This window comes from Acidobacterium capsulatum ATCC 51196 (assembly GCF_000022565.1).
In the GTDB taxonomy this organism is placed as follows: domain Bacteria; phylum Acidobacteriota; class Terriglobia; order Terriglobales; family Acidobacteriaceae; genus Acidobacterium; species Acidobacterium capsulatum.
Genome location: NC_012483.1, coordinates 1,410,099 through 1,436,078, shown reverse-complemented (window position 1 = coordinate 1,436,078; position 25,980 = coordinate 1,410,099). Strand labels below are relative to the sequence as shown.

The 25,980-nt window shown below is 55.2% G+C and carries 22 protein-coding genes; 12 read left to right on the top strand and 10 right to left on the bottom strand.

Annotated features, from left to right (window positions below; translation table 11 throughout):
• The first annotated feature begins 276 nt into the window (after positions 1-276).
• The 6 genes from ACP_RS05810 to ACP_RS05785 all read left to right on the top strand — a co-directional run bounded on the left by ACP_RS05810 (position 277) and on the right by ACP_RS05785 (position 8,434).
• Positions 277-2,253 carry a copper resistance system multicopper oxidase gene (locus ACP_RS05810; RefSeq protein WP_015896365.1) on the top strand — a complete coding sequence of 659 codons (1,977 nt, stop codon included), beginning with the start codon at positions 277-279 and terminating at the stop codon, positions 2,251-2,253.
• Positions 2,250-3,074: a copper resistance protein B gene (locus ACP_RS05805; RefSeq protein ID WP_238525664.1), complete on the top strand. Its 825-nt coding sequence runs from the start codon at positions 2,250-2,252 to the stop codon at positions 3,072-3,074. Before ACP_RS05810 ends, ACP_RS05805 begins: the two co-directional genes overlap by 4 nt.
• Positions 3,075-3,203: 129 nt before the next feature.
• Entirely contained in the window at positions 3,204-4,193 is a 990-nt protein-coding gene (locus ACP_RS05800) for a hypothetical protein (RefSeq protein WP_015896363.1), read from the top strand.
• A 73-nt stretch (positions 4,194-4,266) separates the two neighbouring features.
• Positions 4,267-4,839, top strand: coding sequence for an RNA polymerase sigma factor (locus tag ACP_RS05795; RefSeq protein ID WP_015896362.1), 573 nt, complete (start codon positions 4,267-4,269; stop codon positions 4,837-4,839).
• A 51-nt stretch (positions 4,840-4,890) separates the two neighbouring features.
• Positions 4,891-7,341 carry a heavy metal translocating P-type ATPase gene (locus tag ACP_RS05790; protein ID WP_015896361.1) on the top strand — a complete coding sequence of 817 codons (2,451 nt, stop codon included), beginning with the start codon at positions 4,891-4,893 and terminating at the stop codon, positions 7,339-7,341.
• Between the two features lie 112 nt (positions 7,342-7,453).
• Positions 7,454-8,434 carry an FTR1 family iron permease gene (locus tag ACP_RS05785; protein WP_083770534.1) on the top strand — a complete coding sequence of 327 codons (981 nt, stop codon included), beginning with the start codon at positions 7,454-7,456 and terminating at the stop codon, positions 8,432-8,434.
• Between the two features lie 49 nt (positions 8,435-8,483).
• On the opposite strand, the gene ACP_RS05780 is transcribed toward ACP_RS05785, so the two are convergent.
• The 5 genes from ACP_RS05780 to ACP_RS05760 all read right to left on the bottom strand — a co-directional run bounded on the left by ACP_RS05780 (position 8,484) and on the right by ACP_RS05760 (position 11,540).
• Positions 8,484-9,113: a cytochrome c biogenesis CcdA family protein gene (locus ACP_RS05780; RefSeq protein ID WP_238525690.1), complete on the bottom strand. Its 630-nt coding sequence runs from the start codon at positions 9,111-9,113 to the stop codon at positions 8,484-8,486.
• 68 nt (positions 9,114-9,181) lie between these two features.
• The gene (locus ACP_RS05775; protein ID WP_015896358.1) at positions 9,182-9,589 is read right to left on the bottom strand and encodes a thioredoxin domain-containing protein; all 408 of its coding nucleotides are present in this window, start codon (positions 9,587-9,589) and stop codon (positions 9,182-9,184) included.
• Between the two features lie 148 nt (positions 9,590-9,737).
• Entirely contained in the window at positions 9,738-9,995 is a 258-nt protein-coding gene (locus ACP_RS05770) for a hypothetical protein (protein WP_148215052.1), read from the bottom strand.
• A gap of 67 nt (positions 9,996-10,062) precedes the next feature.
• On the bottom strand, positions 10,063-11,235 hold the full coding sequence (locus tag ACP_RS05765) for a tetrahydromethanopterin S-methyltransferase subunit A (RefSeq protein ID WP_015896357.1): 1,173 nt from the start codon (positions 11,233-11,235) through the stop codon (positions 10,063-10,065).
• Positions 11,232-11,540, bottom strand: coding sequence for an ArsR/SmtB family transcription factor (locus tag ACP_RS05760; protein ID WP_202944493.1), 309 nt, complete (start codon positions 11,538-11,540; stop codon positions 11,232-11,234). Before ACP_RS05760 ends, ACP_RS05765 begins: the two co-directional genes overlap by 4 nt.
• Before the next feature lie 587 nt (positions 11,541-12,127).
• Here ACP_RS05760 and ACP_RS18055 point away from each other — a divergent pair.
• The 4 genes from ACP_RS18055 (at position 12,128) to ACP_RS05745 (ending at position 18,695) form a co-directional block, all read left to right on the top strand.
• On the top strand, positions 12,128-12,547 hold the full coding sequence (locus ACP_RS18055) for a hypothetical protein (RefSeq protein WP_015896355.1): 420 nt from the start codon (positions 12,128-12,130) through the stop codon (positions 12,545-12,547).
• A 95-nt stretch (positions 12,548-12,642) separates the two neighbouring features.
• Positions 12,643-13,905: a TolC family protein gene (locus tag ACP_RS05755; RefSeq protein WP_015896354.1), complete on the top strand. Its 1,263-nt coding sequence runs from the start codon at positions 12,643-12,645 to the stop codon at positions 13,903-13,905.
• A complete protein-coding gene (locus tag ACP_RS05750; protein WP_015896353.1) occupies positions 13,902-15,527 on the top strand; it encodes a FixH family protein in 1,626 nt (541 codons plus the stop codon). Before ACP_RS05755 ends, ACP_RS05750 begins: the two co-directional genes overlap by 4 nt.
• Positions 15,528-18,695 (top strand): efflux RND transporter permease subunit, encoded by a 3,168-nt coding sequence (locus tag ACP_RS05745; protein ID WP_015896352.1) that lies wholly within the window; start codon positions 15,528-15,530, stop codon positions 18,693-18,695.
• Positions 18,696-18,807: 112 nt separating this feature from the next.
• On the opposite strand, the gene ACP_RS05740 is transcribed toward ACP_RS05745, so the two are convergent.
• The 5 genes from ACP_RS05740 to ACP_RS18920 all read right to left on the bottom strand — a co-directional run bounded on the left by ACP_RS05740 (position 18,808) and on the right by ACP_RS18920 (position 24,436).
• Positions 18,808-20,001 carry a cytochrome c biogenesis protein CcdA gene (locus tag ACP_RS05740; protein WP_015896351.1) on the bottom strand — a complete coding sequence of 398 codons (1,194 nt, stop codon included), beginning with the start codon at positions 19,999-20,001 and terminating at the stop codon, positions 18,808-18,810.
• A 44-nt stretch (positions 20,002-20,045) separates the two neighbouring features.
• The gene (locus ACP_RS18800; RefSeq protein WP_083770532.1) at positions 20,046-20,276 is read right to left on the bottom strand and encodes a heavy-metal-associated domain-containing protein; all 231 of its coding nucleotides are present in this window, start codon (positions 20,274-20,276) and stop codon (positions 20,046-20,048) included.
• Between the two features lie 104 nt (positions 20,277-20,380).
• The gene (locus tag ACP_RS05735) at positions 20,381-21,469 is read right to left on the bottom strand and encodes a permease (protein ID WP_015896350.1); all 1,089 of its coding nucleotides are present in this window, start codon (positions 21,467-21,469) and stop codon (positions 20,381-20,383) included.
• 159 nt (positions 21,470-21,628) lie between these two features.
• The gene (locus ACP_RS05730; RefSeq protein ID WP_015896349.1) at positions 21,629-24,136 is read right to left on the bottom strand and encodes a heavy metal translocating P-type ATPase; all 2,508 of its coding nucleotides are present in this window, start codon (positions 24,134-24,136) and stop codon (positions 21,629-21,631) included.
• 30 nt (positions 24,137-24,166) lie between these two features.
• Complete coding sequence (locus ACP_RS18920) at positions 24,167-24,436, bottom strand: MerR family transcriptional regulator (RefSeq protein ID WP_353744938.1); 270 nt, start codon at positions 24,434-24,436, stop codon at positions 24,167-24,169.
• An 84-nt stretch (positions 24,437-24,520) separates the two neighbouring features.
• Between ACP_RS18920 and ACP_RS05725 the strand changes: the two genes are divergently transcribed.
• The gene (locus ACP_RS05725; RefSeq protein ID WP_169305931.1) at positions 24,521-25,255 is read left to right on the top strand and encodes a nucleoside phosphorylase; all 735 of its coding nucleotides are present in this window, start codon (positions 24,521-24,523) and stop codon (positions 25,253-25,255) included.
• Positions 25,252-25,854 carry a class I SAM-dependent methyltransferase gene (locus ACP_RS05720; protein ID WP_041839327.1) on the top strand — a complete coding sequence of 201 codons (603 nt, stop codon included), beginning with the start codon at positions 25,252-25,254 and terminating at the stop codon, positions 25,852-25,854. Before ACP_RS05725 ends, ACP_RS05720 begins: the two co-directional genes overlap by 4 nt.
• Positions 25,855-25,980: the final 126 nt, after the last annotated feature.

Below are 25,980 nucleotides of genomic sequence, written 5' to 3'. Positions count from 1 at the left end.
CCACTATGCGCGCGACTCGCCACCCACCGGCGAAGTAGTACCTACAACCCGCCGTACGATCCCCTTGTAACAATTCTCCGAATCTAGTCGCCTGGCGCCGCCGCGTCACTGCAAAGCCGGAATGCTTGCGCAAAGCCTCTTCGTTGGCCGCATCTTTCCAGCTTGTTCCTCGCGGCAGTGTCTCCTGCCCGACTTGCGCTGTTCCGCGCCGCCGCACGCTCAATGCGTTCCGCAGAACGAGCACTCCCATAAGCGCCAACTGATTCAGGAGCAACTATGCATCGTCACAAGAATGATGAAACTCCCTCGTTTCCCCCAATCACCCGCCGCCGCTTCGTACAGGGTGTCACGGCGGGAGCGGCCATGGCAGCCGTCGGCTGGCGTGGTGTGCCCGCGTTTGGCGAAACGTCTCCGCACATGCCCCAAACGCTTTCGGGCAAGAACTTTCATCTCACCATTGACTATCTACCCGTCAATTTTACCGGCAAGCGGGTGACGGCGATGGCGGTCAACGGTTCCGTGCCTGGGCCGATACTACGTTGGCGCGAAGGCGATGAGGTGTCGATTCACGTTACCAATCGACTGAAAGTGCCGACATCCGTTCACTGGCACTCGCTGCGCATTCCGGCTGATATGGACGGAGTGCCAGGTCTGAGCTATCCCGGTATTGCTCCCGGCGAGACTTTTCACTATCACTTCAAGGTTGAACAGAATGGCACCGCCTGGTACCACAGCCACACGCGTTTTCAGGAGCAGTCAGGGGTTAACGGCCCGCTCATCATCGATCCACAGGGCGAAGACCCCATTCAATCTGACCGCGAACACGTGATCTTTCTCTCCGATTGGACGGACACGAACCCTGAAACAGTTTTCAGCAATCTCAAGGAGGAAAGCGACTACTACAACTATCATCGGCACACCGTGCCTGGATTTTTCTCGGCAACCCGAAAGAAGGGTCTGGGAAAGACTATTTCGGAGCGGTTGGCATGGGCCAAGATGAATATGAGCACCCAGGATATCTCCGACATTTCCGCAGCGACGTACACCTACCTGCTTAACGGCAACCCACCCGGCTGGAACTGGACCGGGCTCTTCTCGCACGGAGAAAAAGTTCGTCTGCGTTTCATCAACGGCTCGGCCATGACCTTTTTCGATGTCCGCATTCCAGGTTTGAAGATGACCGTGGTGCAGGCAGACGGCAACGATGTAGAGCCGGTTCCCGTTGACGAATTTCGCATCGGCGTGGCCGAGAGATATGACGTGATTGTGGAGCCCACTGATGAAAAAGCCTACACCATCTTTGCGCAGTCAGAAGACAGAACCGGATACGCGCGCGGCACGCTGGCTCCACGCATAGGCATGACTGCGCCCGTTCCGCCCATGGACCCTCGACCAAAGCGCACTATGGTCGATATGGGGATGAAAATGGGCAGCATGGCCGGTATGAAGATGGCGAACATGAACGGCATTGATGGCATGACCACCGCTGACATGCAGACAGGCGATGACGGCCATTCGCAGATGAATATGAATATGAATGACTCCGAGGTGGCTGCCCGCAATCGGATGAAACAGATCAGCAAGGCGGCGAAAATGTCGATGGCGGGCATGCGGGGCATGCAGATCGATAGCGAAATCGGAAAAACTCCATTCCCGCAGCCTGGTCCCTATACCAGACCCGCAGTCGTCATTCCTGAAGCGGAATTAGGCTCGCTGGAATCACGTTTAGAACCTTCCAACCCGGTCAAGCTGCATCTGGGGCCTGAGGTTGCAACCATCGCAGCGCATGTAGAGTCACGCTTGAACTTGCCGGGAGACGGACTCAATCACAATGGCCGGCGCGTGTTGACCTACGCCGATCTCCGCTCTCGTTATCGAGGAGTGGATGGCAGACCTCCTACGAGGGAGATTGAATTGCACCTCACGGGTAACATGAATCGATATATATGGGGATTCAATGGTGAGAGGTTCTCGAACAACAATCCTGTTGTTCTCAAGCTTGGTGAACGGGTGCGGTTTGTACTCATCAACGACACCATGATGGAGCATCCCATCCACCTGCATGGCCTCTGGAGCGAACTGGAGAACGGGCAGGGAGAGCACAGACCATTCAAAGATACGATTATCGTGAAGCCCGCCGAACGCGTGACCTATCTGGTCAGTGCCGATACCCCGGGCCGGTGGGCTTATCACTGCCATCTGCTGTATCACATGGAGGCAGGCATGTTTCGTGCTGTGGTGGTGCTGCCATGAGAATACTTAGAGTACTTGGCTCCGCCGGTGCATTCAAGGGAGCATCGACGCTGTTTCTTACTGCCGCCACGCTTTGGATGAGCACATTCGTATCGCCGTTGATGGCGGAAGGACAGTCGGCACCTCCGAACTCGCATCGAAAGGTGACGTCGTCGATCCCGGGCATCAAGCCGCTGGAGATGGGCCATCAGTTGTTTGGCCATGTTCTGGTCGACCAGTTTGAAGATCGTACCAATGGGGCCGATCACGAATTTCGCTGGGATGGCGAAGGATGGTTCGGGACGGACATGAACAAACTCTGGATCAAGTCAGAAGGCGTCGCCAGTATGGGATCGCTGAGCGACGGCGATCAGGAATTTCTATACGATCATCCAATTCCGCGTCTCCGATACTTCGATGCTCAAGTCGGTGTGCGCGCGGATCTGGATTCTGGTCCGTCGCGTGTCTGGGCCGCCATCGGCATCGAAGGGCTGGCGCCGTACCTGTTTGAGTTTGCCCCCACGCTCTACATCCGCAACGGCGGGAACGTAGCTGGTCGCGTCAATGCATCCTATGAACTGCTGTTCACGCAGCGGCTGATTGCCGAGCCGCAAGTGGAACTGAACTTCTATAACAAGGACGATCGTGCCCGCGGCACCGGTTCTGGTCTATCCGAGATCGACACTGGCATGCGCCTGCGATACGAGTTCAGCCGCAAATTCGCTCCATATATTGGATTTGCCTACAACGGCAAGTACGGCGATACGGCCAATTTCGCACGGCAAGCTGGTGAGTCCACCAGCGATCCGCGTTTCGTGTTCGGAGTCAGGGCCTGGTACTGACGCAAATATCCAATCAGGGGTAGAGATGATCCCAGACTCTGCTCCTCATTGGGATTATGTGAGCGTTGATCGATTCACGCACCAACAGCGCTACAGCCAACCAGCAGTCCTGAATATGAGGAGGATCGTATGCCTGACGTAACGTCCGCAATTTTTCGATGGGTGGGGTTGGATGCTCCACCCGATGCATCAACGGCCTTGTCTATTTCGGCTTCGCAGGCGCGCCAATTTCGCAACTTTCGAGTGTTTTTCGGCCTGGTGTGGTTGTACGATGCCTGGACTGCCTCTTCCGGAGCGACCAAGCATGCCATTGCGCAGTTTCTCGGATTGCCGTTTGCATCGACCGCCGTTCATCTCACGGGCACAGCAGTCATGTTCTTTGCACTCTATATTGCGCTGGCATTGCTTTTCGGTAGAGGCATGCGAGCCGCACTTTGGGTCGGCATCGGGTACCTGACAGTGATGTGGATTGCGGTGGAGCGAGGAGGAGATTTCAATCCTGCTACCGGGGGAACGGATGCCGGAATCGCTCCACCCTATCTGATTGCGCTGCTACTTGCCTATCTCACCTGGCGCATATCTCAGCCCCGCCCGCCGGAGGCTAACGCAGCAGGAAATAACAGTTATCATCTGTGGATTTACGTTGCGCGTTTGATGTTTGGTTTTCTGTGGGCCTGGGACACCTTGTTTAAGTTCCATCCTTACTTCATTACGCATTTCGTCTCCTTCCTTTCAGGGGCCGAGGCCGGGCAGCCCGCATGGATTGTGGGCTGGCTCAAACTGTGGATCGTATTGATTACTCATACGAGCCCGATTCTTGTCGGCATAGTGTCTGCGATTGCGGAGGCGCTAATTGCATGGAGCCTGTTGAGCGGAAAGCTGATGCGCATCTTTCTGCCTTTTGGGTTGGTGTATTCGCTAATGATCTGGTCCACAGCGGAAGGTTTCGGTGGACCTTACGGCAATGGTGTGAGCGGCATGCCGGGCAATATGTTCGGCAATGCGGTAATCTACGCGCTGATCTTCGGCTATTTCATGGTTCTGTATCGCCAGCCCTTGCGCAATACGAGAACGAAGGAGGGTCAGGATTCTGTTGATGAGCAGTTACTTAGCCAATAGTGTCCGGACACCCCTTAAGAAAAAGTCGGGTACAGTATCTTTGAATGTAGTTGCCTTGAGGAGAGGCTTGGCAATGAAAGATTCCGCTTGTAATTCAGGCAACGGTGATCGAGTCGTAACGATTGAGGGAATTGCCGATCAACATGCGAGGTTTCTCAGATTTTTGGCAGTACGTGTTGGGGACAAGGCTGAGGCCGAGGACATTCTCCATTCCGCTTACGTCAAAGCACTTGAGCGGGAACATCAACTCCGGTCTGACGAGAGCATAGTCGCCTGGTTCTATCGCATTCTGCGAAACAGCTTAATCGACCACTATCGCCGAAGTGCGGCGCGGGATCATGCTCATCAGCGCTATGCGGTGGAAGCTCCGAATTCGTATGTGCCCGAATTGCAGGAGCAGAGCTGTATGTGCATCGCAGATTTGGTGACAGGCCTGAAGAGCGAATATCGGGAAGCGATAGAGCGGATCGATTTGGGAGGGGAATCGATTGAAGATTTTGCCCGCGCCAAGGCAATCACTATGAACAATGCCTCGGTTCGGCTTCACCGCGCCCGCAAGGCCCTCGCAGGCCAATTGATACTGGTCTGCGGTGTCTGCGCACAGCATAAGTGTGTCGATTGCACCTGCCACTGGACGAAACTGTAAGATTCTCCTGGCTCCTGCGTCTACCTGAACGAGTGCAATCAGGAGGAGAAATTGACCATTCTTGAATCGGAAAAGCCGGCCGGGAAGATTAAGGATCCGGTCTGTGGAATGACCGTAGATCCACGAGATGCGGCGGAGACGCTCGAACACGCGGGAAAAAATCTCTATTTTTGCAGCTCAGGATGCGCGACAAAGTTTCGCCACGACCCCGGAAAATATTGGCCGTCTGAAAAATTGCAGCCCCCATCTGCGGCATCCGATCATGCCGCAAGTGCGAGCCGTTCAGACTTCATCTGCCCCATGCACCCGGAGGTGCGAGAAAACACGCCCGGAAGTTGCCCGAAGTGCGGCATGGCGCTCGAACCTGAGATGGTTCCAGCGACATTGGCCAGGACAGAATATATCTGTCCAATGCATCCGGAAGTCGTGCGCTCCGAACCCGGAAGCTGTCCTATCTGCGGCATGGCTTTGGAGGCGAAAGCGATTGCGAACGGAGAGGAGAATCCTGAGCTTCGCGATATGAAGCGCCGCTTCTGGGTCAGCGTGGCATTGTCATTGCCCTTGCTGGCATATATGATCGCCCAACTTCTGCCTGCCCCTTTGTTCTCACATGGAATTGCGGCAAGGATATGGACATGGGTTGAATTCGCCCTTGCAACTCCGGTGGTGCTGTGGGGAGGCGCGCCGTTCTTTGCGCGCGGATGGCTATCCCTTAAGACGCGCAATCTCAATATGTTCACGCTCATTGCGCTTGGTACGGGAACGGCCTATTTCTATAGTGTTGTTGCGACGTTCTTCCCCCTGCTTTTTCCCGCTTCTCTGCGCGGGCCGGGAGGAGAGATAGCGGTTTATTTCGAGCCGGCCGCGATTATTGTTGCCCTCGTCCTCCTTGGTCAGGTCATGGAACTGAGAGCTCGCAGTCAGACCAGCAGCGCGATTCGTGCGTTGCTGGGGCTTGCTCCAAAAACGGCGCGGCGAATCGATCAGAATGGTCAGGAGTCCGATATTCCATTGGACAAGGTGGTCATTGGAGATAAGCTGCGTGTGCGCCCCGGAGAAAAAGTTCCGGTCGATGGAATGCTTCTCGACGGCCACAGTTCCGTGGACGAGTCCATGATTAGTGGGGAACCGGTCCCCGTCGAAAAGAGCACGGGAGCCAGAGTCACGGGCGGAACGGTAAACGGAACGGGCAGCTTTGTGATGCAGGCAGACCGTGTTGGCGCGGACACCGTGCTTGCCCAGATCGTCCGTATGGTGAGCCAGGCGCAGCGATCAAGGGCACCGATTCAGCGGCTGGCTGACCGGGTGTCCAGTTATTTTGTACCTGCAGTGATCGCCGCAGCTGCCGCCACCTTTATTGTCTGGTTCTTCTTTGGCCCGGAGCCGCGCCTTGCACATGCTGTGGTGAATGCTGTGGCTGTGCTGATTGTGGCCTGCCCATGCGCGCTTGGTCTTGCCACACCGATGGCAATCATGGTGGGCACGGGCCGCGGCGCTGGCGCTGGAGTCCTTATTCGGAATGCTGAAGCCCTTGAGATCTTTGAGAAAGTAGACACCCTGATCTTCGATAAGACCGGAACCGTCACGGAAGGAAAACCCACTCTTACCTCCGTTGTTCCACTGCGAGGCTATGACGAGAAAGCTCTTCTTCAGTTGGCGGCAAGCCTGGAGAGAGCCAGCGAACATCCGTTGGCTCATGCCATCGTTACTGGAGCAACGGAAAGAGGGCTGACGCTGCCACCTGCGACTGGCTTTCGCTCCCTGACCGGCATGGGAGTCTCAGGAGAGGTATCCGGCATGGTTGTCGCCGCCGGGAACGAGGCACTGTTTCGTGAGTTGTCGATCGATCCGGGCGACTTGAAAGAATCAGCCGAAGCGATGCGAAGCGAAGGACAGACCGTGATGCTCATCGGTATCGATGGGCGAGCCGCAGGTCTTCTGGGAGTCTCCGATCCCATTAAAGCTTCTGCGGTGGAAGCCGTCCGCGAACTCAAGGCGAGCGGTCTCAAGCTGCGCATGGTGACGGGCGACAACCGGGTTACGGCTGCCGCTGTGGCAAGCCAGTTGGGGATCGACTACGACGCGGACGTTTTACCAAATCAAAAATCGGAAATAGTGAAAGCCTTGCAGGCGAGAGGCAGCCTGGTTGCTATGGCCGGTGATGGCGTCAATGATGCTCCCGCATTAGCGCAGGCGCAGGTGGGTATTGCCATGGGAACCGGCACCGATGTCGCGATGGAGGCTGCGGGCGTGACTCTGGTGAAAGGAGACTTGCGCGGAATCCTGCGGGCCAGGCGCTTGAGTCAATTCACCATGCGGAATATTCGTCAGAATCTGTTCTTTGCCTTCATCTATAACGCCCTCGGAGTGCCCATTGCCGCGGGCATTCTCTACCCGGTTTTTGGATGGCTCCTGAGCCCGGTCATTGCGGCTGCGACGATGAGCTTCAGCTCCGTGTCGGTGATCTCAAACGCGCTTCGGCTGCGAAATGCGAAGTTATGAACTCATTGTCGTTGCCTTTGTTTGAGGCTGTGAGAGTGGAGCACTTCTGGCCGACGCGACGTGCTGAGTTTGCACGGGCATCAATCTAGGATTAAAATAGTCGTAGATTGAAATGCTCAATGTAGACAATGACTTACGTACTGTACCGGAGCCACCTGTAAAACTGAAACTAATCCTGTGGGCAGTTTTCGGGGGGCTGTCCCTCGCACTGTTGGGGGTATTGATCTGGCAAGGGATTACCGCGGCTGGTAACCCGGACCCACTGGCCCAGGCCCGCGGCTCTCTTGCCGGAATTCTGGATATCGCCATCCTTGTTTTCCGGGAAGGACTCGAGTGCATTCTGGTCCTTTCAGCTATCACCGCGAGCATGGTCAAATCGCACGAGTCCTATCAGCGTCCAGTGGCCGCAGGCGTAGGAATGGGATTCCTGGCGACACTTGTCACCTGGTTCATTGCGGTTGGCATCGTTAACGATTTAACAAAGAGCATGAATGCGCTGTATGTGCAAGCCGCTACCGGACTGCTGGCGATATTTGTGCTTCTGGTTGTGATGAATTGGTTTTTCCATAAGGTCTATTGGACCGGATGGATTTCGATGCACAACAGACGCAAGCGGGATTTGATCCAGACTGCGGGAGATAAAGATATCTCGAAGCGCAGGGTGCTGTTTGGGATGGCCCTTCTCGGATTCACATCCTTTTATCGAGAAGGTGTAGAGGTCGTTCTGTTCCTGCAGAGCTATCGGTTGAAGCTGGGAGGGGACACGGTTTTCTACGGTGTCTTGCTCGGGCTGCTTTTCACCGGAGTTGTCGCGATTCTTACGTTCATGGGGCATCGGAAGTTACCGTACAAGCGGATGTTGGTGCTCACAGGCGTGATGCTGGGGGCTGTTCTGCTTGTGATGGTCGGGGAGCAGGCGCAGGAAATGCAGTTGGCCCATTGGCTCCCCACAACTGTCATCCCTTCACTTGTGCGCTTTACACCCGCGTGGATGGGATTATGGTTCTCCATTTTCCCCACGGTGCAGACACTATCAGCACAGGCGATTGCGGCTGTGCTGGTCGTCGGATCGTACTTCCTTGCGCGGCGATAACTTCTGCTTTTTCGCCAAGCTCATCCGAGATATTGCGTTCAATTGCTGGCTACGCCACCCACAAGAGGTAAAAGCCCAGTCCCAGCAGCAGCGCGCCTGTCGCTCTATCCACCCATTTCCGGTAGCCGCGAAGATCCAACCATCCCGCGATGCGGCCGCTCGCACTGGCTGCAATCAAAAGTGGAATCCCCGCCCCAACACCATATGCGAATAGGAGCAGAGCGCCATATAGCGTGTTTCCCTTGATGGCAGCGTAGGAAAGCACGGCCGCCAGTATCGGGGTTCCGCAGGGAGCGATCACCAGCGAGAGTAGAAAGCCAATGCCGAATGCGCCTGTTGCCTGAAACCGAGACTCCTTGATGGAAAATGCAGGCAGCGGCAATCGCAACCACCCAAGAATGTGCATGCCCATTAACAGTGGGATAACCGCCACCACATATCGAAGCCAGTCACCCGCCGTCGCAATTCGTCCTACGAGCGCCGCCACAATGCCGAGCAGAGCCATGGCGACCGCCATCCCAAGAGCAAAGGCTACAGAATTAGCGAGGCCGCGTTTCGCGATGGGCATCTGCGGCCCGCAACAACCGCAGTCTGACTCCCTTGCACTGCTGCAGGTTGCCGCGGCGGCGGGATACAAAGGAAGGCAACAAGGGCACAGCGAGGCGATGGCGCCGCCCACCAGCGCAACAGGAATCGCCAAAACGCTGCTGCCGGATAAGTCGTGGGTCAGTTGATTCAGCAAGGATGTCAAGACTGGGCCTCTTCAAGTTTGGCCAACCGGGTTCGAATCTTCTGAACTGTAGACTGGCTTTCTCCTTCGTAACGCGAAACAACCCTGCCGCGATGAAGCACCAGGAGAGTGGGAATGGTCAGGACGTGATAACGCTTGATCAATGGAGACGGGCTGCCGGGAGAAAGCTCTCGAATCGCGATTCCATGCTTGCCCGCGACGTGAACCATGTGAATGATTGTCGAGCAGTTGTCGCTTTTGTCATTGGCTTCGCGCAAGTTGGCGACAAGAATGACCTGCGGCGTTGCGGAGGAACCGGCTTGCGCAGTTTGAGCCGCGGCTAGCGGCTGGCTGTGTAGCTTCCACGCGATGATTCCGGCCACTACGATGACTACGAAAAGAATTCCGATCCAGCGTGTCTTCACGCGTTACCTCTTTGCAGCAGCGGAAACCCTCCCGCAGCATAAAAATGACAGATGTACTTTCTTCGTTCTGTGCTTTCCGGGCATTGACGGCCAATGGCTCGCCCTACGATTCGCCGCAGAGTTGTGCCTTGAGCGCGATCATTGCGATCTACGAGGCTGCTATGCCATGCGGACCAAATCTTTCCATCTCGGCGCGAGCAAATTCCTTCATGTTATCCGGCCCTTCCACCGCCAGCCAGATCGATCCGCGTTCCGCGGCCAGGTTTAACTGGAAGGAGAGGAAGCGGCAGCACTGCCGTTCCATTGCGATGAACTCGAACACTTTTCGCTCCGTCGCCGCGTCGCCGTTGAATTGGAACGCAAAACCATGTTCCAGTTCGCGGCGTTCCAGGGTTGATTCGTACAAAGTCTTCAGCAAGCTGCCCCGACGCGCGATCTCCGGGGGCTGGTTCAACGTGCAACATAGACTTCTGTCAGTCATTCGTACTCCCAATGCACGAGCCGGAGCTGCAGCCGCAACTCGTGTGCGTTGTTTCCGTCGCCTCTTCGTCGCCGGGCGCTTTGTCCTGTACGAAGGGTTCACCCGTTTTTAGAGATTGTTCGGCACGGGCCAGCTCGCGTCCAAGATATGCGGCATGGTCCAGCCGGGTCAGTAGCTTGCGTTCAATGGCTTCGCTGTACAGGGACGCGGGCGAATTGCCTTCCAGCACGCAATCTAACGCGCCCTGGTTGGAGTAGTGCTCCACCATCAACTCCTGCCTGCGTGCATCGGGGTACACCACAAAGTAGCCCGCCTTATCGAGTGTCAACCGCTGTGGCGCCCGAGCGCGGATGCGCTCCACCGAAACTGTCCCCGCCGGCCAGGGGTAAATTCCCGGATCGCGCCTCGCACACGCGGTAATCTGCTCCGTAACCGTCGCCGGGTTCTCTTCGCTGATCATCGAGACCGGCTCCACCTGCGCGAGGAACGCTTGCACTTCCTCGCGGGTCACATTCTTCAGGACAGGGCGTTTTCCTTTGGCTCCCACGATGCGGCCTTTTTCGTCCAACCCGTTTTGAAACAGCGAATGGAGCGACTGTCCCGGCAAATGGCCCACTGTCTGCTGTGTGTCCGTTCCGCAAATCACCAGAAAGCGGAGGTTCGGATTGGCCAGAGTGTTCCTGATCACGCGCTCGATGCCAAGGTTCTCCGTATGCATTGTTCCCACAATGGCAAGGCCGTCCGGCCTGGCTTCCGTAAGGGTTTTCATCAGCTCCGTGCTGTTCAACGCACAGACCGCTACCGGCGCGCCGTAGCGAATAACCTTGAAATCACCCGGCAGCGGAGGCCATCCAGCCCGTTCCTCATCCGGCTCGGTTGGGCAGGTATCACCCTCCACCTGGAGGGCGTTCAATGCGTTGGCAGGAAAGCAGACCTGGCAGCCCAGGCACTCATACTTCTGCTGCGTCGTATGTTCGCGGGCAGACCGGACGGCCTCATCCAGATCGGAAGGCCGCTCGCCTGCAGGAAAGGACTGCTCGATCGCCCGCAGGGCACCATGCAGGCATCCGCACGGCGCGCACTTTTTAGCGGCTGCCGCCTCGTGCAGCTGACCCACCGCTTCGTTCAGAGCGAGCGTATCGAGTTGTGGCAACGCTGCCTTCACTGCTTTTGCTTCCGCGCATCCTCCGCCAGGCAGATGCCGAGATCGAGCAATCCTACGACGCAGGGATCTACGATGCGATAGTGCACATAATTACTGTCGCGACGGGTCGCGACGATACCCCTGTCCAACAATCGCTGTAGTTGGTTCGACACGGCCTGCGGTTTCATTCCCACGGCGCGAGCCAGGTCCGAGACACACATCTCGCCCGCCCTGACCAGCGCATGCAGCAGGCGCAGCCGCGTCGGATCGGAGAGAACCTGAAAAGTCCGCCCCACCGAGTTCGCCTGCTCCAGGTCGATGAGCAACCGATCTTCAATGGCCGGTTTGGGCGGGCACTTTGGTGCGCGGGCTTGACGTGGCGCTATAGTCTGCATATTTCACTTATACACTATATAGTGTATTATCTGTCAACCAGAGCGTACTCGTCGTGCCTTTATCAGTTAGAAATCACGGGGAATCTGCGAACAACTCCTTTAAGAGAGAATGACCTCGTCCTGGTCAGCTTGACACAATGTGACATTTACGGCGCGGTCTCGAATGCCGTCGGCTATCCGGCTTCGCTTCTGGTTTCAAGGAAAGTTAATCCTGCGTTCGCGATGCATCCTCACTCAGGCACAAGGTCATTCGCGGAATTGAAGAGAGATGCCTGCGCGCTGCGCCGATTGTCAGCCGTGATATGCATGCACCGTCGGCTCGCGCCACTTGGCCGCGCAGTACAGTAAGGGAACGCTGTGTATACCGCTTCTCTAATCCAGCCGAATGGCCATTGTCAGGCACAGCCATGATGCGCCTTGGTATGTATGCGCGGAAGCATTCAAAGAAAGAGAAGCCATAGAAACCTAACACTTGGTTCCGATTCCGCATATTTTGAAGTTGTGCCTGGAAGTCACCCTTGCTTCTCTCGCAAATTCAATTTAGTCTAGCGATGGAAATGTCTGGTCTTCGCCATGCCGGTGTTCTCATCTTGCTGCTGGTGTCCTATCTGTCGCCAGCAGCAGCATGCATGATGCCCGGCGCGCAGTTGAATGTTCAGGAACGTGCATGTCGTCGCGCTATGATGGGGCATTGCGGCGGAGTCAACACGCCGATTTGCCGCAGTTGCTGCCAGAATACTCGCGCGTCAGTTCGTAACGCTATCCCTTCTGTCGACGAATATGCTCTCAACTCGAATATCGCGAAGTTTGACGCATTAACCGTTGCATCGAAGGTGCTGCCGGGGCCACGCTTTCTTACGTCGTCCACGCCAGTCGAACTCATCGGCTCTTCTCTTCCACAATCCCCGCCTGCTTCAATTTCCGTTCTAAGAATTTAGCAAGCTCCTCTCTCCAACGAAATGTCTCTGGAGAGGCACGGTTGTGCCTGTCTCCAGAGGACAACTTGCTTTGGATTTGAGATTGGAGCTTGTGTATGACCATGGTCTCTTTGTTGACCATTACCCTTGTGCTCACCACAACGGCTTCTGCGCTTGGGCAAAAGCCGGCGACAAGCACGCCTACACCGTTGGCCAGCCTTCTGGCTGAGGCCAAACGGAACAATTCAGGGATAAAAACCGCAAATGATGCGTGGCGGGCTGCGGAACAGGTTCCACGCCAGGTCAGCACGCTGCCCGACCCAACCTTCACTTACCAGAACATGAGCGTTGGCAGCCCCAGACCGTTCGCCGGCTACACCACCAACAATTTTGCTTACATCGGCATTGGCGCATCGCAGGAACTGCCGTATCCGGGCAAACTGCGGTTACGCGGCGAAGTAGCCAAACGAGCGGCTGACGTGAAGCAGGCGGACCTCGATGCGACGATGGACAGCGTCGCCGACGCAGTCAAAGTGGACTATATCCGTCTGGCGTATTTGCAGAAGACCCTCGTCATTTTGAGAGAGAACGAGAAGGTGCTCGACCAGTTGATTCAGGATGCGACGGCTCACTATGCAGTTGGCCAGGGATCGCAGGCAGATGTCTTGCAGGCACAGGTGGAGCGCACAAAAATATTGCGGGAGATTACCCTGAACAACGAGGAAAGAGGCGATGCCGAAGCAGAGCTGAAGGGCCTGCTGCACCGGGATCAGGACTCACCGGACATTATTGCTGAATCTTTGGAAGAGCATCCGCTGCTGCTGACCTCCGCTGAGTTATTGCAATTGGTGCGTCGGCAGAATCCACAGATACAGGTGGACGCCAGTTCGATCAAGGAAAAGAATGCCGCATTGGCTTCGGCCAAACGAGACGGTAAACCGGACTTTGGTCTGGCATACATGTGGCAGCAGAATGACAGAAAGTATCCCGACTATTACATGTTCACGCTCAATATTCATTTCCATCGAAGACGGCGCTTCCATGCCAAGGTGGCCGAGGCTGCGGAAATGCTAGCGCAATCGAAGGAAGAGCTGGACTCGCATCTGCAAGAACAACTTGCCCAGGTGCAGCGAGGCTATGTAAAGGTGACGAACGACGAGGAGCTTCTGAAGGAATACCGGGAAGGGCTGATTCCGCAGTCGATTGCCGCCTACCGTTCCACTCTTAGTTCTTACGCCAGCAATCGCGATGTCATGACACACGTGCTTCTCTACTTCGTCAACGTGCTGGACATGAAGCTCGATGAAGCCCAGGTATTGGCTGACCACGAGACTGTACTTGCGCATCTGGAAACCCTGACGGGAGCGACACTGCGATGAATAAATACGTTGTCCGCACTTCACTTGTATGGTTTGGCGTACTGATCATCGCGCTGAGCGGATTGTTCTTATACCTCAAACATAAAACCTCCAACCATCGAAAGGCGAACCTACCCATCTCAACGGAGGTGCAACCGGTAGCAGAAGGCCCGACGACAGGTCCAGCGGCTACGTCAACGTCAACGTCAACGTCTGACACGACTGGATCATCGGCAGGCGCAACTTTACCTTCCAAGCCGCAATCGGCTTTGACGCCCGTTCAACTCTCGCCCCAGCGTATGCAGAGCATCGGCGTACAGGTTGGCAAGGTTGAATACAGAAACCTGGACAACGACGTGCGTGCTACTGGAAATGTCGATATTGACCAACGCCTGATTTCGTATGTTCAAGTGCGCTTCCCGGGATACATTCGCAAGGTATTCGTGAATGCGGTCTATCAATATGTGCATAAGGGTGAGCCGTTGTTTACGGTCTACAGTCCCGATCTTGTGGCCACCGAGCAGGAGTATCTGCTCGCAAGGCAAGGTCAGAGGGCCATGAGAGCGAGCACTGTGGATGGGGTTGCCGCGGGTGCCGCTTCGCTGACCACCGCTGCCGAGCAGCGTCTGGGGCAGTGGCAGATACCGCACAGAGAACTCCAACAACTTAAAAGCAGCGGAAAGGTCATCACCAATCTGACGATCGATTCGCCGGCTTCCGGCTACGTCACAAATTACAACGCGCTGCCAAACATGTATATAGATCCCTCGACCCGGCTTTACACCGTAGCTGACCTATCGCGAGTCTGGGTGTATGCACAGGTATTTCAGGACGATGCGGGACGATTGAAGCCTGGTGATCCGGTAGAGATTACTGTCGATGCTTATCCGGGCCGAATCTTCTATGGCCGAATTGATCAAATTCTTCCCCAGGTCAATCTGGCAACGCGCACTGTGCCAGTCCGCGTCATTGTGCAGAATCCCGGAATCATCCTCAAGCCCGGCATGTATGTAAATTGCGACTTGAAAGCTCCGCTGGGCAGGCAACTCGCAGTGCCATCTTCCGCTGTATTTCAGACAGGAACGCGCTCCCTGGTTTTCCTTTACAAGGGCAGCGGCTATCTTGAGCCAAAGCAGGTGACTTTGGGACCGGAGGCCGGGAATTACTATGCCGTACTTAAGGGGTTGAAGCCACACCAGCGAATTGTCACCTCCGCTAATTTCCTCATTGATTCTGAAAGTCAGTTGCAGGCTGCGGCAGGTTCGTTTCTACCGCCCCCCACGAGCGCAGGGAACAACTCTACTTCTGCAAATGCATCTGCGATGGGAAACATCAATTTCACGACCAATCCTGATCCTCCCCAGAAGGGGCAGAATGCCCTCCATGTAAGACTTACAGACGCCAAAGGATCTGCGATATCGGGAGCGCAGGTAACCGTGAAGTTCTACATGGCCGCAATGCCGGCCATGGGCATGGCGTCCATGAACACAACTGCCACGCTGACCGGCAAAGGCAACGGGCTCTATGAAGGCACGGCTTCCCTTGGCTCTGGCGGCACATGGCAGGTAACTGTAGTTGCTCAAAAGAACGGTCAGACGATTGCGACAAAGCAGCTCAACCTAACAACGACGGGAGGCATGTAAATGCTATCTCGAATCATTGAAGTGTGTGCCCGCAACCGCTTTCTGGTGTTTACGGGAGTTTTACTGCTGACTCTTGCCGGGATCTGGTCGCTGCAACACGTTCCGGTCGACGCGCTGCCTGATATCTCGGACGTTCAGGTCATCGTACACACAAGCTGGCCGGGCGAACCCCCCGGACTGATCGAAGATCAGGTGACCTATCCCATTGTCACCGCTATGCTGTCCGCGCCTCATGTCAAGGCTGTGCGCGCGCAGTCCATGTTCGGAGATTCCTACGTCTATATCGTGTTCAAGGACGGCACGAACCTCTACTGGGCACGTTCACGCGTACTTGAATATCTGCAGGAGATTGCTAGTCAATTGCCGTCGAGCGTGCATCCTGTGCTCGGGCCTGATGCGACCGGAGCCGGATGGGTCTACGAGTATGCTCTGGTCGATAAGACGCATCGTTATAGCCTCGCCGATCTGCGCACATTGCAGGACTGGAATCTGCGCTACGCCCTGGAGACTGTGCCGGGAGTTTCAGAGGTCGCAACCATTGGTGGATACGTCAAGCAGTATCAGGTCCAACTCGATCCGAACAAATTGTTGGCCTATGGTATTCCACTATCGAAGGTCATCGACCGGGTGAAGCAGAGTACGAACGAAGTCGGCGGTCGCGTCCTCGATATGAGCGGGGCGCAATACATCATTCGCGGTCTTGGCTACCTTCACTCGCTGAATAATCTGAAATTAGTCGTCGTCGGCAACAAAGATGGAACGCCAGTTTTACTGAAAGATCTGGGTACCGTTAGCTTCGGCCCTGATATTCGCGAGGGTGCAGCGGAGTGGAATGGCGAGGGCGAGACGGTCGGCGGCATTGTGATTATGCGTCAGGGTATGAACGCTTTGAATGTTATCAACGGCGTTAAGGCGAAGCTGCGCCAGATTGCGCCGTCGTTGCCTCCTGGTGTCGAGATCATGCCGGCCTATGATCGTTCTGGATTGATACATGCTTCTATCCACACGCTGCAGCGCGACCTGCTCGAAGAAGCCATTATCGTCAGCCTGGTCATTATTATTTTTCTGTTCCACTTTCGTTCCGCGCTCATTCCTATCCTTGCATTGCCCATTGCGGTCATCGTGTCGTTTATCCCTTTATATCTGCTCGGCGTATCGTCGAACATCATGTCGCTGGGCGGCCTTGCGTTGGCTGTAGGTGTCATGGTCGATGCATCGATCGTCATGGTGGAGAATGGCTATCGCCATCTCTCCGAACGGCAGGAGAACAATTCGGAGCCTGTCAAGGAACCGGAGCGTCGGCGTATTCTCATCAACGCTGCGAAACAAGTCGGCCCGGCGCTTTTCTTCTCGCTGCTGATTATCGTAGTGTCGTTCCTGCCGGTCTTTCTACTTCAGGCGCAGTCCGGGCGCATGTTTCGCCCATTGGCCTGGACCAAAACTCTCGCGGTCGGCTCATCCTCAATTCTCGCTGTCACACTCATTCCTGTCCTGATGGTGATGTTAATCAGGGGACGCCTGCGTCCGGAACATACCAATCCTATTGCGAGAATCACGCAGGCGATCTATCTGCCCATATTGCGTTTCTGCCTGCGCCATCGCTGGCTGATTATCGTGCTCAACCTCATCTTTCTAGTTGTGACGCTGCCGCTTGCTTCTCGCCTCGGAAGCCAGTTCATGCCTTCACTCTATGAAGGCTCGGCTCTTTATATGCCAACGGCTCTGCCTGGAATTTCGATTGGACAGGCAAAGGTGCTGCTGCAGGAGCAGGACCGTATCATTCGGAGTTTTCCCGAGGTGCGTAGCGTATTCGGTACGGTGGGGCGATCCGATAGCGCGACAGATAATGCTCCACTCGATATGTTCGACACCACAATCATGCTGCAACCGCGCAGACAATGGCCCGCGGGCATGACTTACGACAAACTTATCGCAGAGATGGATGCAAAACTTCAGTTTCCCGGCCTCTCGAATACATGGACCATGCCGGTTGCAAACCGGCTGGATATGGAGTTGACCGGCATCAAGACTCCTGTAGGTATAAAGGTGCAGGGGCCAAGTCTTGACGGGATTCAGAATGTTGCCTTGCGGATACAAAAAGCGCTCTCTGGAATGAAGCAGGTGAGATCGATATATGCGGAAAAAGTAGCGCAAGGCTACTATATAAATGTAAAACCCAATCGCGAAGAGGCCGCGCGCTATGGCGTTACGATAGCCGCTATTCAAACTGCGGTTGCTTCCGGCATAGGGGGCGAGGATATCGCCGAAAACATCGAAGGACGAGATCGCTTTCCCATCAATGTGCGCTACGAGCGCGGTTTCCGCAATAACCTGTCAGCGATGCGGAATGTTCTCATTGGCACGCCGTCCGGCGCGCAGATCCCGCTTGGAGAGGTCGCCAGCATCTACTACTCCAAAGGACCGGCTATGATCCGGGACGAAGGCGGGGAGCTGACCGGCTATATCTATGTAGATTTGAATACCACTAACTATGGAGGTTTCGTTAACAAGGCCAACCACCTGCTTCAAGAAAAGCTCAAGTTGCCACCCGGCTATACATATAAATGGTCAGGGGAATACAAGTTTGAGGAACAGGCGAATCAGCGGCTGAAGCTCATTTTGCCCATTGTCTTTATTGTCATCCTCGTTCTGCTCTATCTTGTTTTCCACTCGGTCGCGGAAGCGCTCATGCTCATGATTCCCACTGCATACGCTTTGACCGGCGGGTTGTTGCTGCAATGGCTCTTACACTACAACTTCAGCGTGGCTGTGGCTGTCGGTTATATTGCTCTTTTTGGTATCGCGGTCGAAACCGGTGTAGTCATGGTTGTCTATCTGCGAGAAGCATTGAGCGAACGTGTCGCATCGGGCCGGGCGCAGACAAAGGAAGACCTCGAAGCGGCTGCCATTGAAGGCGCGGTGTTGCGACTACGCCCGATCCTCATGACGGTCATTGCCGTGTTAGCCAGCCTCGCTCCCATCTTGCTGGAGACAGGCATCGGCTCCGATGTAATGAAACCGATTGCCGCGCCTATTGTGGGAGGCATGATTACGTCCAGCATCAATGTCCTGATCCTGTTGCCTATTTTCTTTGTCATGCTCAAGGAGCGGGCCTTGAAACGCGGAAAGCTTATGCGCTCTTATGTCGAGGAGGAGGATGTAAACTGAGAAGCCGGAATTACTGTGAATGCCTTGTGAAGCGGTTCAACTGCATTGAGCCGCTTTACGGTTTGCTGCCAAGCCGAGAGGAGGCAGGAGATTTGTTTATAAACATGTCCGCCTATTTCGCTATGATCGTGCCGGAATACATATTACCCCCACAGTGATACTGATAGACGCCGGAGTGCGGAGCATAAAGTGATATCGTGACGGTTTTTCCAACGGGCACGGTGATTTGAACATCACGGCCTCCGCTGCCCAGCCCTTCAAAAATCGTCTGCAGCAGGCAGCCCCCGATATGATCCGTAATGGCGAGACGAACAGGTTGATCAGTGGGTATGACAATGGTTCGCGGCATGTATGGATAGCCAGTCGCGCCTCCCCCTTCGGTGAGCTGGAACGTCGGTTCTGATCGTGCTATCGCAGTCTTCGCAAGTGTTCCGGAGTCGCGATATGGACCGAAATTTTGAGTGAAATAGTAAATCAAAAATATTCCTGTTCCGAGGAATAGAAATGCCGTCGCGCGCATCAGCCATGGACCAATATGCCGCAGACTCGTAAACGCCTTCCGACCGAGAATCGTCATTACCAGGATGAGCAGCGCTATCGCTGAGCCGTAGAACAGAACCGAGAGCGCTGCCAGCAAATAGTTGCCGGCGACCAGAGGAATTAGCATAATTCCGAGAAAAATTGGGAGTGAGCAGGTGTGGGAGGCTGCGCCATAAGCAAGGCCAAAGGATAGCAAGGTCCGCTTTGAGCGAACTTGCGTGCTGGGACGGACGGCTTCATGGCGCTCATAGAATCTGTTCGCCGGATTGCATCGCTCCGCAAACGCCAGAACGTCACTGCGTCTTGACAAAATCAGAGCACCGAGCAGCAAAAAGACTGCACCCACGGCCGGAATGAAATAGATCAGATAGTTGTACACAACGTTGCCCAGAGCGCCAATAAGTGCGCCCGCAACTGCATAAAAGGCTATGATTCCGAGTGCAACCAGCCCCGCCGTCGTGAACAGTGAGCGACGCGAAGGCTCTGCGGTTTCCTTGGACGAAGCGGAGCCTCCGGAGAGGTACGCCAGGAATGCAGGGGTGATGGCAATACTGCACGGCGAAAAAAAGGACGCGGCGCCGCCCACCAGCGCCAACAGAAGCAGCAGCCAGGCAGGCATCGACGGCCCGTGCTGAAGAATGGTGCCTGCATACAAATAGAGAAAGTAGCCCCCCGCTCCCAGGATAAAAAGCGTTATCAGCGCCACCGCAGCAGTCATCCATGATGAACTGCCGGAAGGCATCGCATCTTTCAGATTGTGATCCATAATTGATTCTCCTCGTCAACCCCGCCGATATTATGGGAGTGTTGTCAGGACGACATGATTTTGGCGCTGTAGCCGAGCAAATGGATTCGCTCTGCAACAGCGCTCTCTTCAGTCGTCGAGTTATCAAACAGTACTTCAATCTGCTGCGACGAAGCATCCGCGCGAACTTGTCGTACTCCTGGCTGACCCGATAGCACACGTGCGATTCTCTGTTCACAGCTCGAACAATGGAGGCGTGGTTCACCGATGACTTTGAATGAAACTGATTGCAGCATGATGTGTTTTCCTCTCCTCGATAAATGGTTACTCCTGCCTTATCTCTCCAAATTTCTGGTGAGTTTGGTCCACATCTGATATCGAGACTGCCTCGTCCCGCAGGTCAGGCCTGTGCATTTTGCTTTGCTTCCCCAAAGTTTTTAACAGTCCATAGCGCCAAGGTGATACCAAGAAAGAGCACATTGAGCATCAACGTATAGTTGAGATGAAAATGGAAGTGGGTGGTCGGCCCTGTCTTGAGCGCTGTGGGCAGCCAGCCGAACTGCCGGAAAATATAGGTGATCAATACGGTTGAGCCGACCATGGAAGTGAACAATATGACCGTAATATAAGCAGTTGCACGCGCACCGAAAAAGCGGCGCCAAACGTTGAGCACTGGAATCGTGATCAGATCGGCGACGATGCAACCAAGCACGCCTGGGAATCCCACGCCACCCACAGCCAGCGCAGCAGCAAAAGGCACAATGCCGATGGAACCGATCATGCTCAGCATGCCGACGCCAATCCCAAGCATTGCATTCTCGAGTATCGCCAAGAAGCCCCTTGGAGCCAGAAATAATACTGTCCAGACTCGGGCGGGCATCAACGCCGCGATGAATCCAGCAGCGAAAAAACCGAAAGCCACGCTCTTGCCAATCCGGTTGAGCGTGCGAAAGTATCGGTCAGCGATTCGATGCCAGATGCCGACGTCGGTAAGACGCCGCATGGCAGAAGACGTACCCTTATCACGTTCCTGCAGGCGGCGTCGCGCCAGCTCGAATGTCTTAACGGGCAGGGTAAGGTGGACGAGTGTGTACATGATGACAATCAGCATGAGGCCACTCAGCAACTCTCCGGCCAGAACCGCGCCTCCGAGCAAAACATAGATCAGCACGGCAAGTTCGAAGACGATGTTGGTTGAGGCGAGCGCAAAGGCTAAGGTGGCTTCGGTCGATGCACCTTTCTTGTAGAGCGCCTGCGATATGCTCACTGCTCCGAAAGTGCATGCCGAGCTTGCCGCGCCCAAACCCGCCGCGATACCGACAGTCTTTGGGCCACGTCCTCCGAGCATCCCGGCCATCTTTTCTTTATTCACAAAGACGTCGATGATGGCCGTGACACAGACACCAAAGAGAATCGACCAAAGAGCTTTGTAGAAGAAAATTCCGCCTGTTTGGAGGCCAACGGCTACATCATGGAGTACAGCAGACATACCATAATTCCTTTCCGGGCAGAAACAGCGTGAACGACACTCTATTCACCAGGTGCACATCACCGCTGTGGTTCGTCGCTGATTAGATAACTGGCTAATTTCAGCACTGCAAACCTCCTTCCGCTGTGGAAACTCCCCAGCGTTTGGAGTAAGGAACAGTCACGCGGCGTCAGCGTGACCGACACCGGAAATGGCGCCGAAGAATAGTCCGGAACGGCCCTGCAATGAATTGATAAAGATGGTCGTCACACTGGCTGCCATGGCTACCATCGCCCACACCGGGTAAATCAAGCCGGTGGCCGCAACCGGTATGCCGATTCCATTGAATAGAAAAGCCAATGTAATGTTTTGCAGCATCTTTCGATAGCTGTGGCGGCTGATCTCATAGGCCGTAAGGACGCCGGTTAGGCGCGTATTCAGCAGAACGATATCAGCCGCTTCGATGGCAATATCCGTGCCGTTGCCCATGGCAATACCCACGTCGGCCTGCATCAGAGCCGGGGCATCATTAATGCCATCCCCTACCATTGCCACTCGCGTACGCTTGTCATTCTGTATCCTGCGAACAGTTTCAGCTTTATCGCCGGGTAAGACTTCCGCATATACCTCATCAATGCCTGCTTCCCGAGCAATATGCTTCGCTGCTCGGCTGTTATCCCCGGTTAAGAGAACAATTCCAATTCCTGAACTCTTGAGCCGGTCTATCGTCTCACGTGCGTCCGGACGCAACGCATCGTCCAGCGCAAGAAGACCGACGATTCGCTGCTCACGAGCCACGCCGACCACTGTACGTCCAAGCCTCTCGAGCCGTGCAATCGACTCGTTCATCAGCCGGATCTCAATTCCTTGTTCTCGCAGGAAGGTTGGACTCCCAACGAATAATCGGTAGGTGCTGCCATTCGAATCCAGGAGCCCCGCCTTGACTCCCTGCCCGGCAATCGACTGAAAATTCTCAATTTTTGGAATCGCAAGATGGCGATCATAGGCCGCGTCGACGATTGCCCGTGCCAGCGGATGTTCGGAAGAGGACTCCGCGCCCGCCGCCAGCTCCAGGAGTTCTTCTTCATCTATCCCGTTAGTCTCGATTTCGAGCACGGTTGGCTTACCTACTGTCAGGGTTCCGGTCTTGTCAAAGATCACCGTGGTAACTCGACGCAGCGCCTGGAATGCTTCGCCGGTTCGCATCAACACACCCTGCTCGGCTGCCTCTCCCGCGCCGCGCACAATCGATAAAGGCGCGGATATACCTACTGCACAGGGGTACCCCATTACCAGCACCGACAGCGCCGCAAATACCGCACGCTCCAGATTGAGGTGGTGACCAGCCAGTACCGGCCCAATCGTCCAGACAATGAAGGCCAACATTGCAATACCGAGTACGGTTGGCGTATAGACACGAAGCACACGATCCACAATATGCAGCAGCCCCGGCTTCAGTGCACGCGCATCTTCGACACTGCGAATAACTTTTTGCAGGAAGCTCTGCTCGCCGACTGCGGTTACCCGTACCAGGAGCGTACCGGAACCGTTGATGGAACCGCCTGACACCTTGCCGCCAAACTGCTTCTCGATGGGGACCGGTTCTCCCGTGATAAGGGATTCGTCCACCCACGAGTGTCCTTCCATGATGTCGCCGTCAACAGGTATGCGCTCGCCGGGGCGGATGCGTACACGGTCGCCAATCCGTACCAATTCCACGGGTACGGTTTCTTCTCCCGTATCGCGCAGCAAATGAGCAGTTTCGGGCTGCAAATCAAGCAGTTTCTTCACGGCCTGAGAGCTGCGCGTCTTCACGATCAGCGATAGCCACTCGGAGAAAATGTGGTAGGTCAGGACCATGACCGAAACCGCAAAGAATGGCGCTGTTGGATAATCAGGCCGACGAAGCACCAGGCCGATAATGCCACCTGCCAATCCGGCAAATGCGCCCAGTTGCACCAGCACATGTTGATTGAGAATGCCACGTCGCAAGGCCTGCGCCGCCATGCGAAAAATATGCCCACCCAGGCCGAATATCATGACGATGGCGAAGAGCAATGCCAGCCAGGGCGCCAGGCCGCCTAGTTTGCCTTGCTCGCGCAGAGCGAATAAAAGGCCGCCCGGAATCGCCAGCGCCACGCCGCCGCCGATTGCTCGCCAGACTCCCAACTGCCGCAGAACTGCGAAGCCAAAAGCAATCAGGCTGACAGTGACAAAGGCCGCAAGACCAAGCCCCCAGATACTCTCCGGCCGAACAATCAGAGCAATGGATCCGAGACTGAACAGCAGTGCGGTTAGAAAGCGGTTTCGCTCCCGCGTAAGCGCGCGCTCCTGCTCTAGAAAGGGCTCAACTTTGCGGGGATCAGAAAGGGTATAACCGATATCTGTCAGGGTGCGCATCAAATCCTCGGCATGAACTTTTGCCGGGTCATACTCCACCAGCGCTTGTTCATGAGTGAGACTGACGGCCACTTTATGCACGCCACTACGTCCGCCAAGAGCTTGCTCAATGGTGCCGGTGCATAGCGAGCAATGCAGGCCACCAATATGGGCTCTCACTCGCCGCAGGCCCGAGTCTGCAGCCGGCTCATCGCTCCACGGCTTGACAGCACGTTCTACAGCTTCTGATTGAGTCACGATGCCACCTCGTTTTTTACTTACATTGTGTCTTCGATTTGTTTGAGGCATTGCTTGCTCAGTCCCTGCCACCTTACGTGGTTATGCCGCGTTCGAAGAGCACAACCATGTTTTCAACCTGTTTGCAGCGTAAGCCCTATACCCAGGTATAGAGTCAAGATGCTCTTTGATTTTGCTCATTGAGAATCCAAGCTCCTGAGGCCGCTTGATAAATTTCAGCCTCTTGACCGCGTCCCGCCGATATATCCGATACCCAGACTGGGTGCGAAATGTTGGCTGAAGGAGCCCCGTCGTTCGTAATAACGAACTATCTGAAGGTTCACGCCACCTTGCTTCCCACCTTGCTAAAATTGGTATCTCATGAAGATATCGCAGCGATGCCCATTATTTGAGCACGACCTCGATTCCGCGTCGGCATTTCGGCCAGAGGATCTGATGAGCGCAGTCCGTGCAACGAAGGGTCTGCCGGAGTTGAACGTCCCGCCACTTTGCATTCTCGACTTTGATGGCGATTTGACCGATTGGCTCGTAAGCCATGGAAGGGCCACAGCTTACGAGCCATGGGCGTGTTTTCACACCAAGATGTATTTAGTAGAAACGGACGGAATTCGTTGCGGCATTATTGCGCGGACGATCGGAGGTCCCTATGCGGTACTAGTTGCCGAACAGTTGCGTGTCGCAGGTGTACAGCTGATCTTAGGGCTTACTTCGGCCGGTCGTGTGTCCCCGTCTCTGCAACTTCCTGCTTTTGTTGTCGTGACATCTGCTGTGCGCGATGAGGGCACATCCCTGCACTATCTTCCGGCCGACGAGCAGGTCGCCTGCCCAACTCCGATTGGTAATTTACTAGCGGACGAACTCGGTCGCCTGGGTCGGACGGTCGTTCAAGGGGCAGTTTGGACGACCGACGCACCGTACCGAGAAACGATGGAGCAGCTTGCGCGCCACGCGGTGGCCGGCATCCTGGCGGTTGAAATGCAAGCCGCGTCTCTCTTCGCCTTCGCCAATACCCAGCATGTCGATGTTGGAATCGTTGCGCACGTGACCAATGCTGTGGATCATCAAGACGATCCATTTGACAAAGGCAGGGATGAAGATAGTTTCGCAGTTTTGCAAGCCATGATGCTGGCGGGCCTTAAATACATCGAAGCGGAGGTGATTTCAAAATGAACCGTAAAGGACATTGGGACTCCATCTATCGATCGAAAGGCGATCAGGAGTTAAGCTGGACCCTGCTCGACCCACTCATGTCGATGAAACTCATCGGGGAGGCATGTTCTTATGGCCGTGTGATCGATGTAGGTGGTGGGACATCCACTCTTGCTGAAAAGCTCCTGGATCGAGGTTATGAAGTCACTGTTCTGGACATCTCTGAGTCCGCACTGGAGCGTGACCGAAAACGCCTCGGAGCCAAGGCGGGCAACATCCGCTGGATTGCCGCTGACATTACTGCTGCACCCACTCTGGAGACCTACGATGTATGGCACGACCGAGCCGTTTTCCATTTTCTTACGTCTGCCGCGGACCGTGCAGCCTACCGAATGGTTCTGGAACAGACGGTTTCGGTCGGCGGATATGCCGTGATCGGTACGTTTGCTCTAGATGGACCTGAAAAGTGCAGTGGGCTCGAAGTGCAGCGATATGACGGGCCAATGCTGGCCGCGGAGGTAGGTCCGCAGTTCAGCCTCCTAAAATGCGAACCAGAAATGCACGTTACACCGTGGGGAACGCACCAGTCGTTCCAATACAGCATATTCAGGCGTCTTTGATCGCAGAGGGCTGTGAGTCCTAATGCCGGGGTAAACCCGCGTTGCCTGTATCTGGAGAGACGGTCCCTGTCTGAGTTCACCTACTAGTGTGATACCTGTTTCTCCAATACCAAAGCAGATATTGAT

Excerpts from the sequence above, each read along its gene's own strand:
- ACP_RS05810 (WP_015896365.1), top strand. The coding sequence starts at position 277 with ATGCATCGTCACAAGAATGATGAAACTCCCTCGTTTCCCCCAATCACC.
- ACP_RS05805 (WP_238525664.1), top strand. The coding sequence starts at position 2,250 with ATGAGAATACTTAGAGTACTTGGCTCCGCCGGTGCATTCAAGGGAGCA.
- ACP_RS05800 (WP_015896363.1), top strand. The coding sequence starts at position 3,204 with ATGCCTGACGTAACGTCCGCAATTTTTCGATGGGTGGGGTTGGATGCT.
- ACP_RS05795 (WP_015896362.1), top strand. The coding sequence starts at position 4,267 with ATGAAAGATTCCGCTTGTAATTCAGGCAACGGTGATCGAGTCGTAACG.
- ACP_RS05785 (WP_083770534.1), top strand. The coding sequence starts at position 7,454 with ATGCTCAATGTAGACAATGACTTACGTACTGTACCGGAGCCACCTGTA.
- ACP_RS05755 (WP_015896354.1), top strand. The coding sequence starts at position 12,643 with ATGACCATGGTCTCTTTGTTGACCATTACCCTTGTGCTCACCACAACG.
- ACP_RS05750 (WP_015896353.1), top strand. The coding sequence starts at position 13,902 with ATGAATAAATACGTTGTCCGCACTTCACTTGTATGGTTTGGCGTACTG.
- ACP_RS05745 (WP_015896352.1), top strand. The coding sequence starts at position 15,528 with ATGCTATCTCGAATCATTGAAGTGTGTGCCCGCAACCGCTTTCTGGTG.
- ACP_RS05740 (WP_015896351.1), bottom strand. The coding sequence starts at position 20,001 with ATGGATCACAATCTGAAAGATGCGATGCCTTCCGGCAGTTCATCATGG.
- ACP_RS18800 (WP_083770532.1), bottom strand. The coding sequence starts at position 20,276 with ATGCTGCAATCAGTTTCATTCAAAGTCATCGGTGAACCACGCCTCCAT.
- ACP_RS05735 (WP_015896350.1), bottom strand. The coding sequence starts at position 21,469 with ATGTCTGCTGTACTCCATGATGTAGCCGTTGGCCTCCAAACAGGCGGA.
- ACP_RS05730 (WP_015896349.1), bottom strand. The coding sequence starts at position 24,136 with ATGCCTCAAACAAATCGAAGACACAATGTAAGTAAAAAACGAGGTGGC.
- ACP_RS05725 (WP_169305931.1), top strand. The coding sequence starts at position 24,521 with ATGAGCGCAGTCCGTGCAACGAAGGGTCTGCCGGAGTTGAACGTCCCG.
- ACP_RS05720 (WP_041839327.1), top strand. The coding sequence starts at position 25,252 with ATGAACCGTAAAGGACATTGGGACTCCATCTATCGATCGAAAGGCGAT.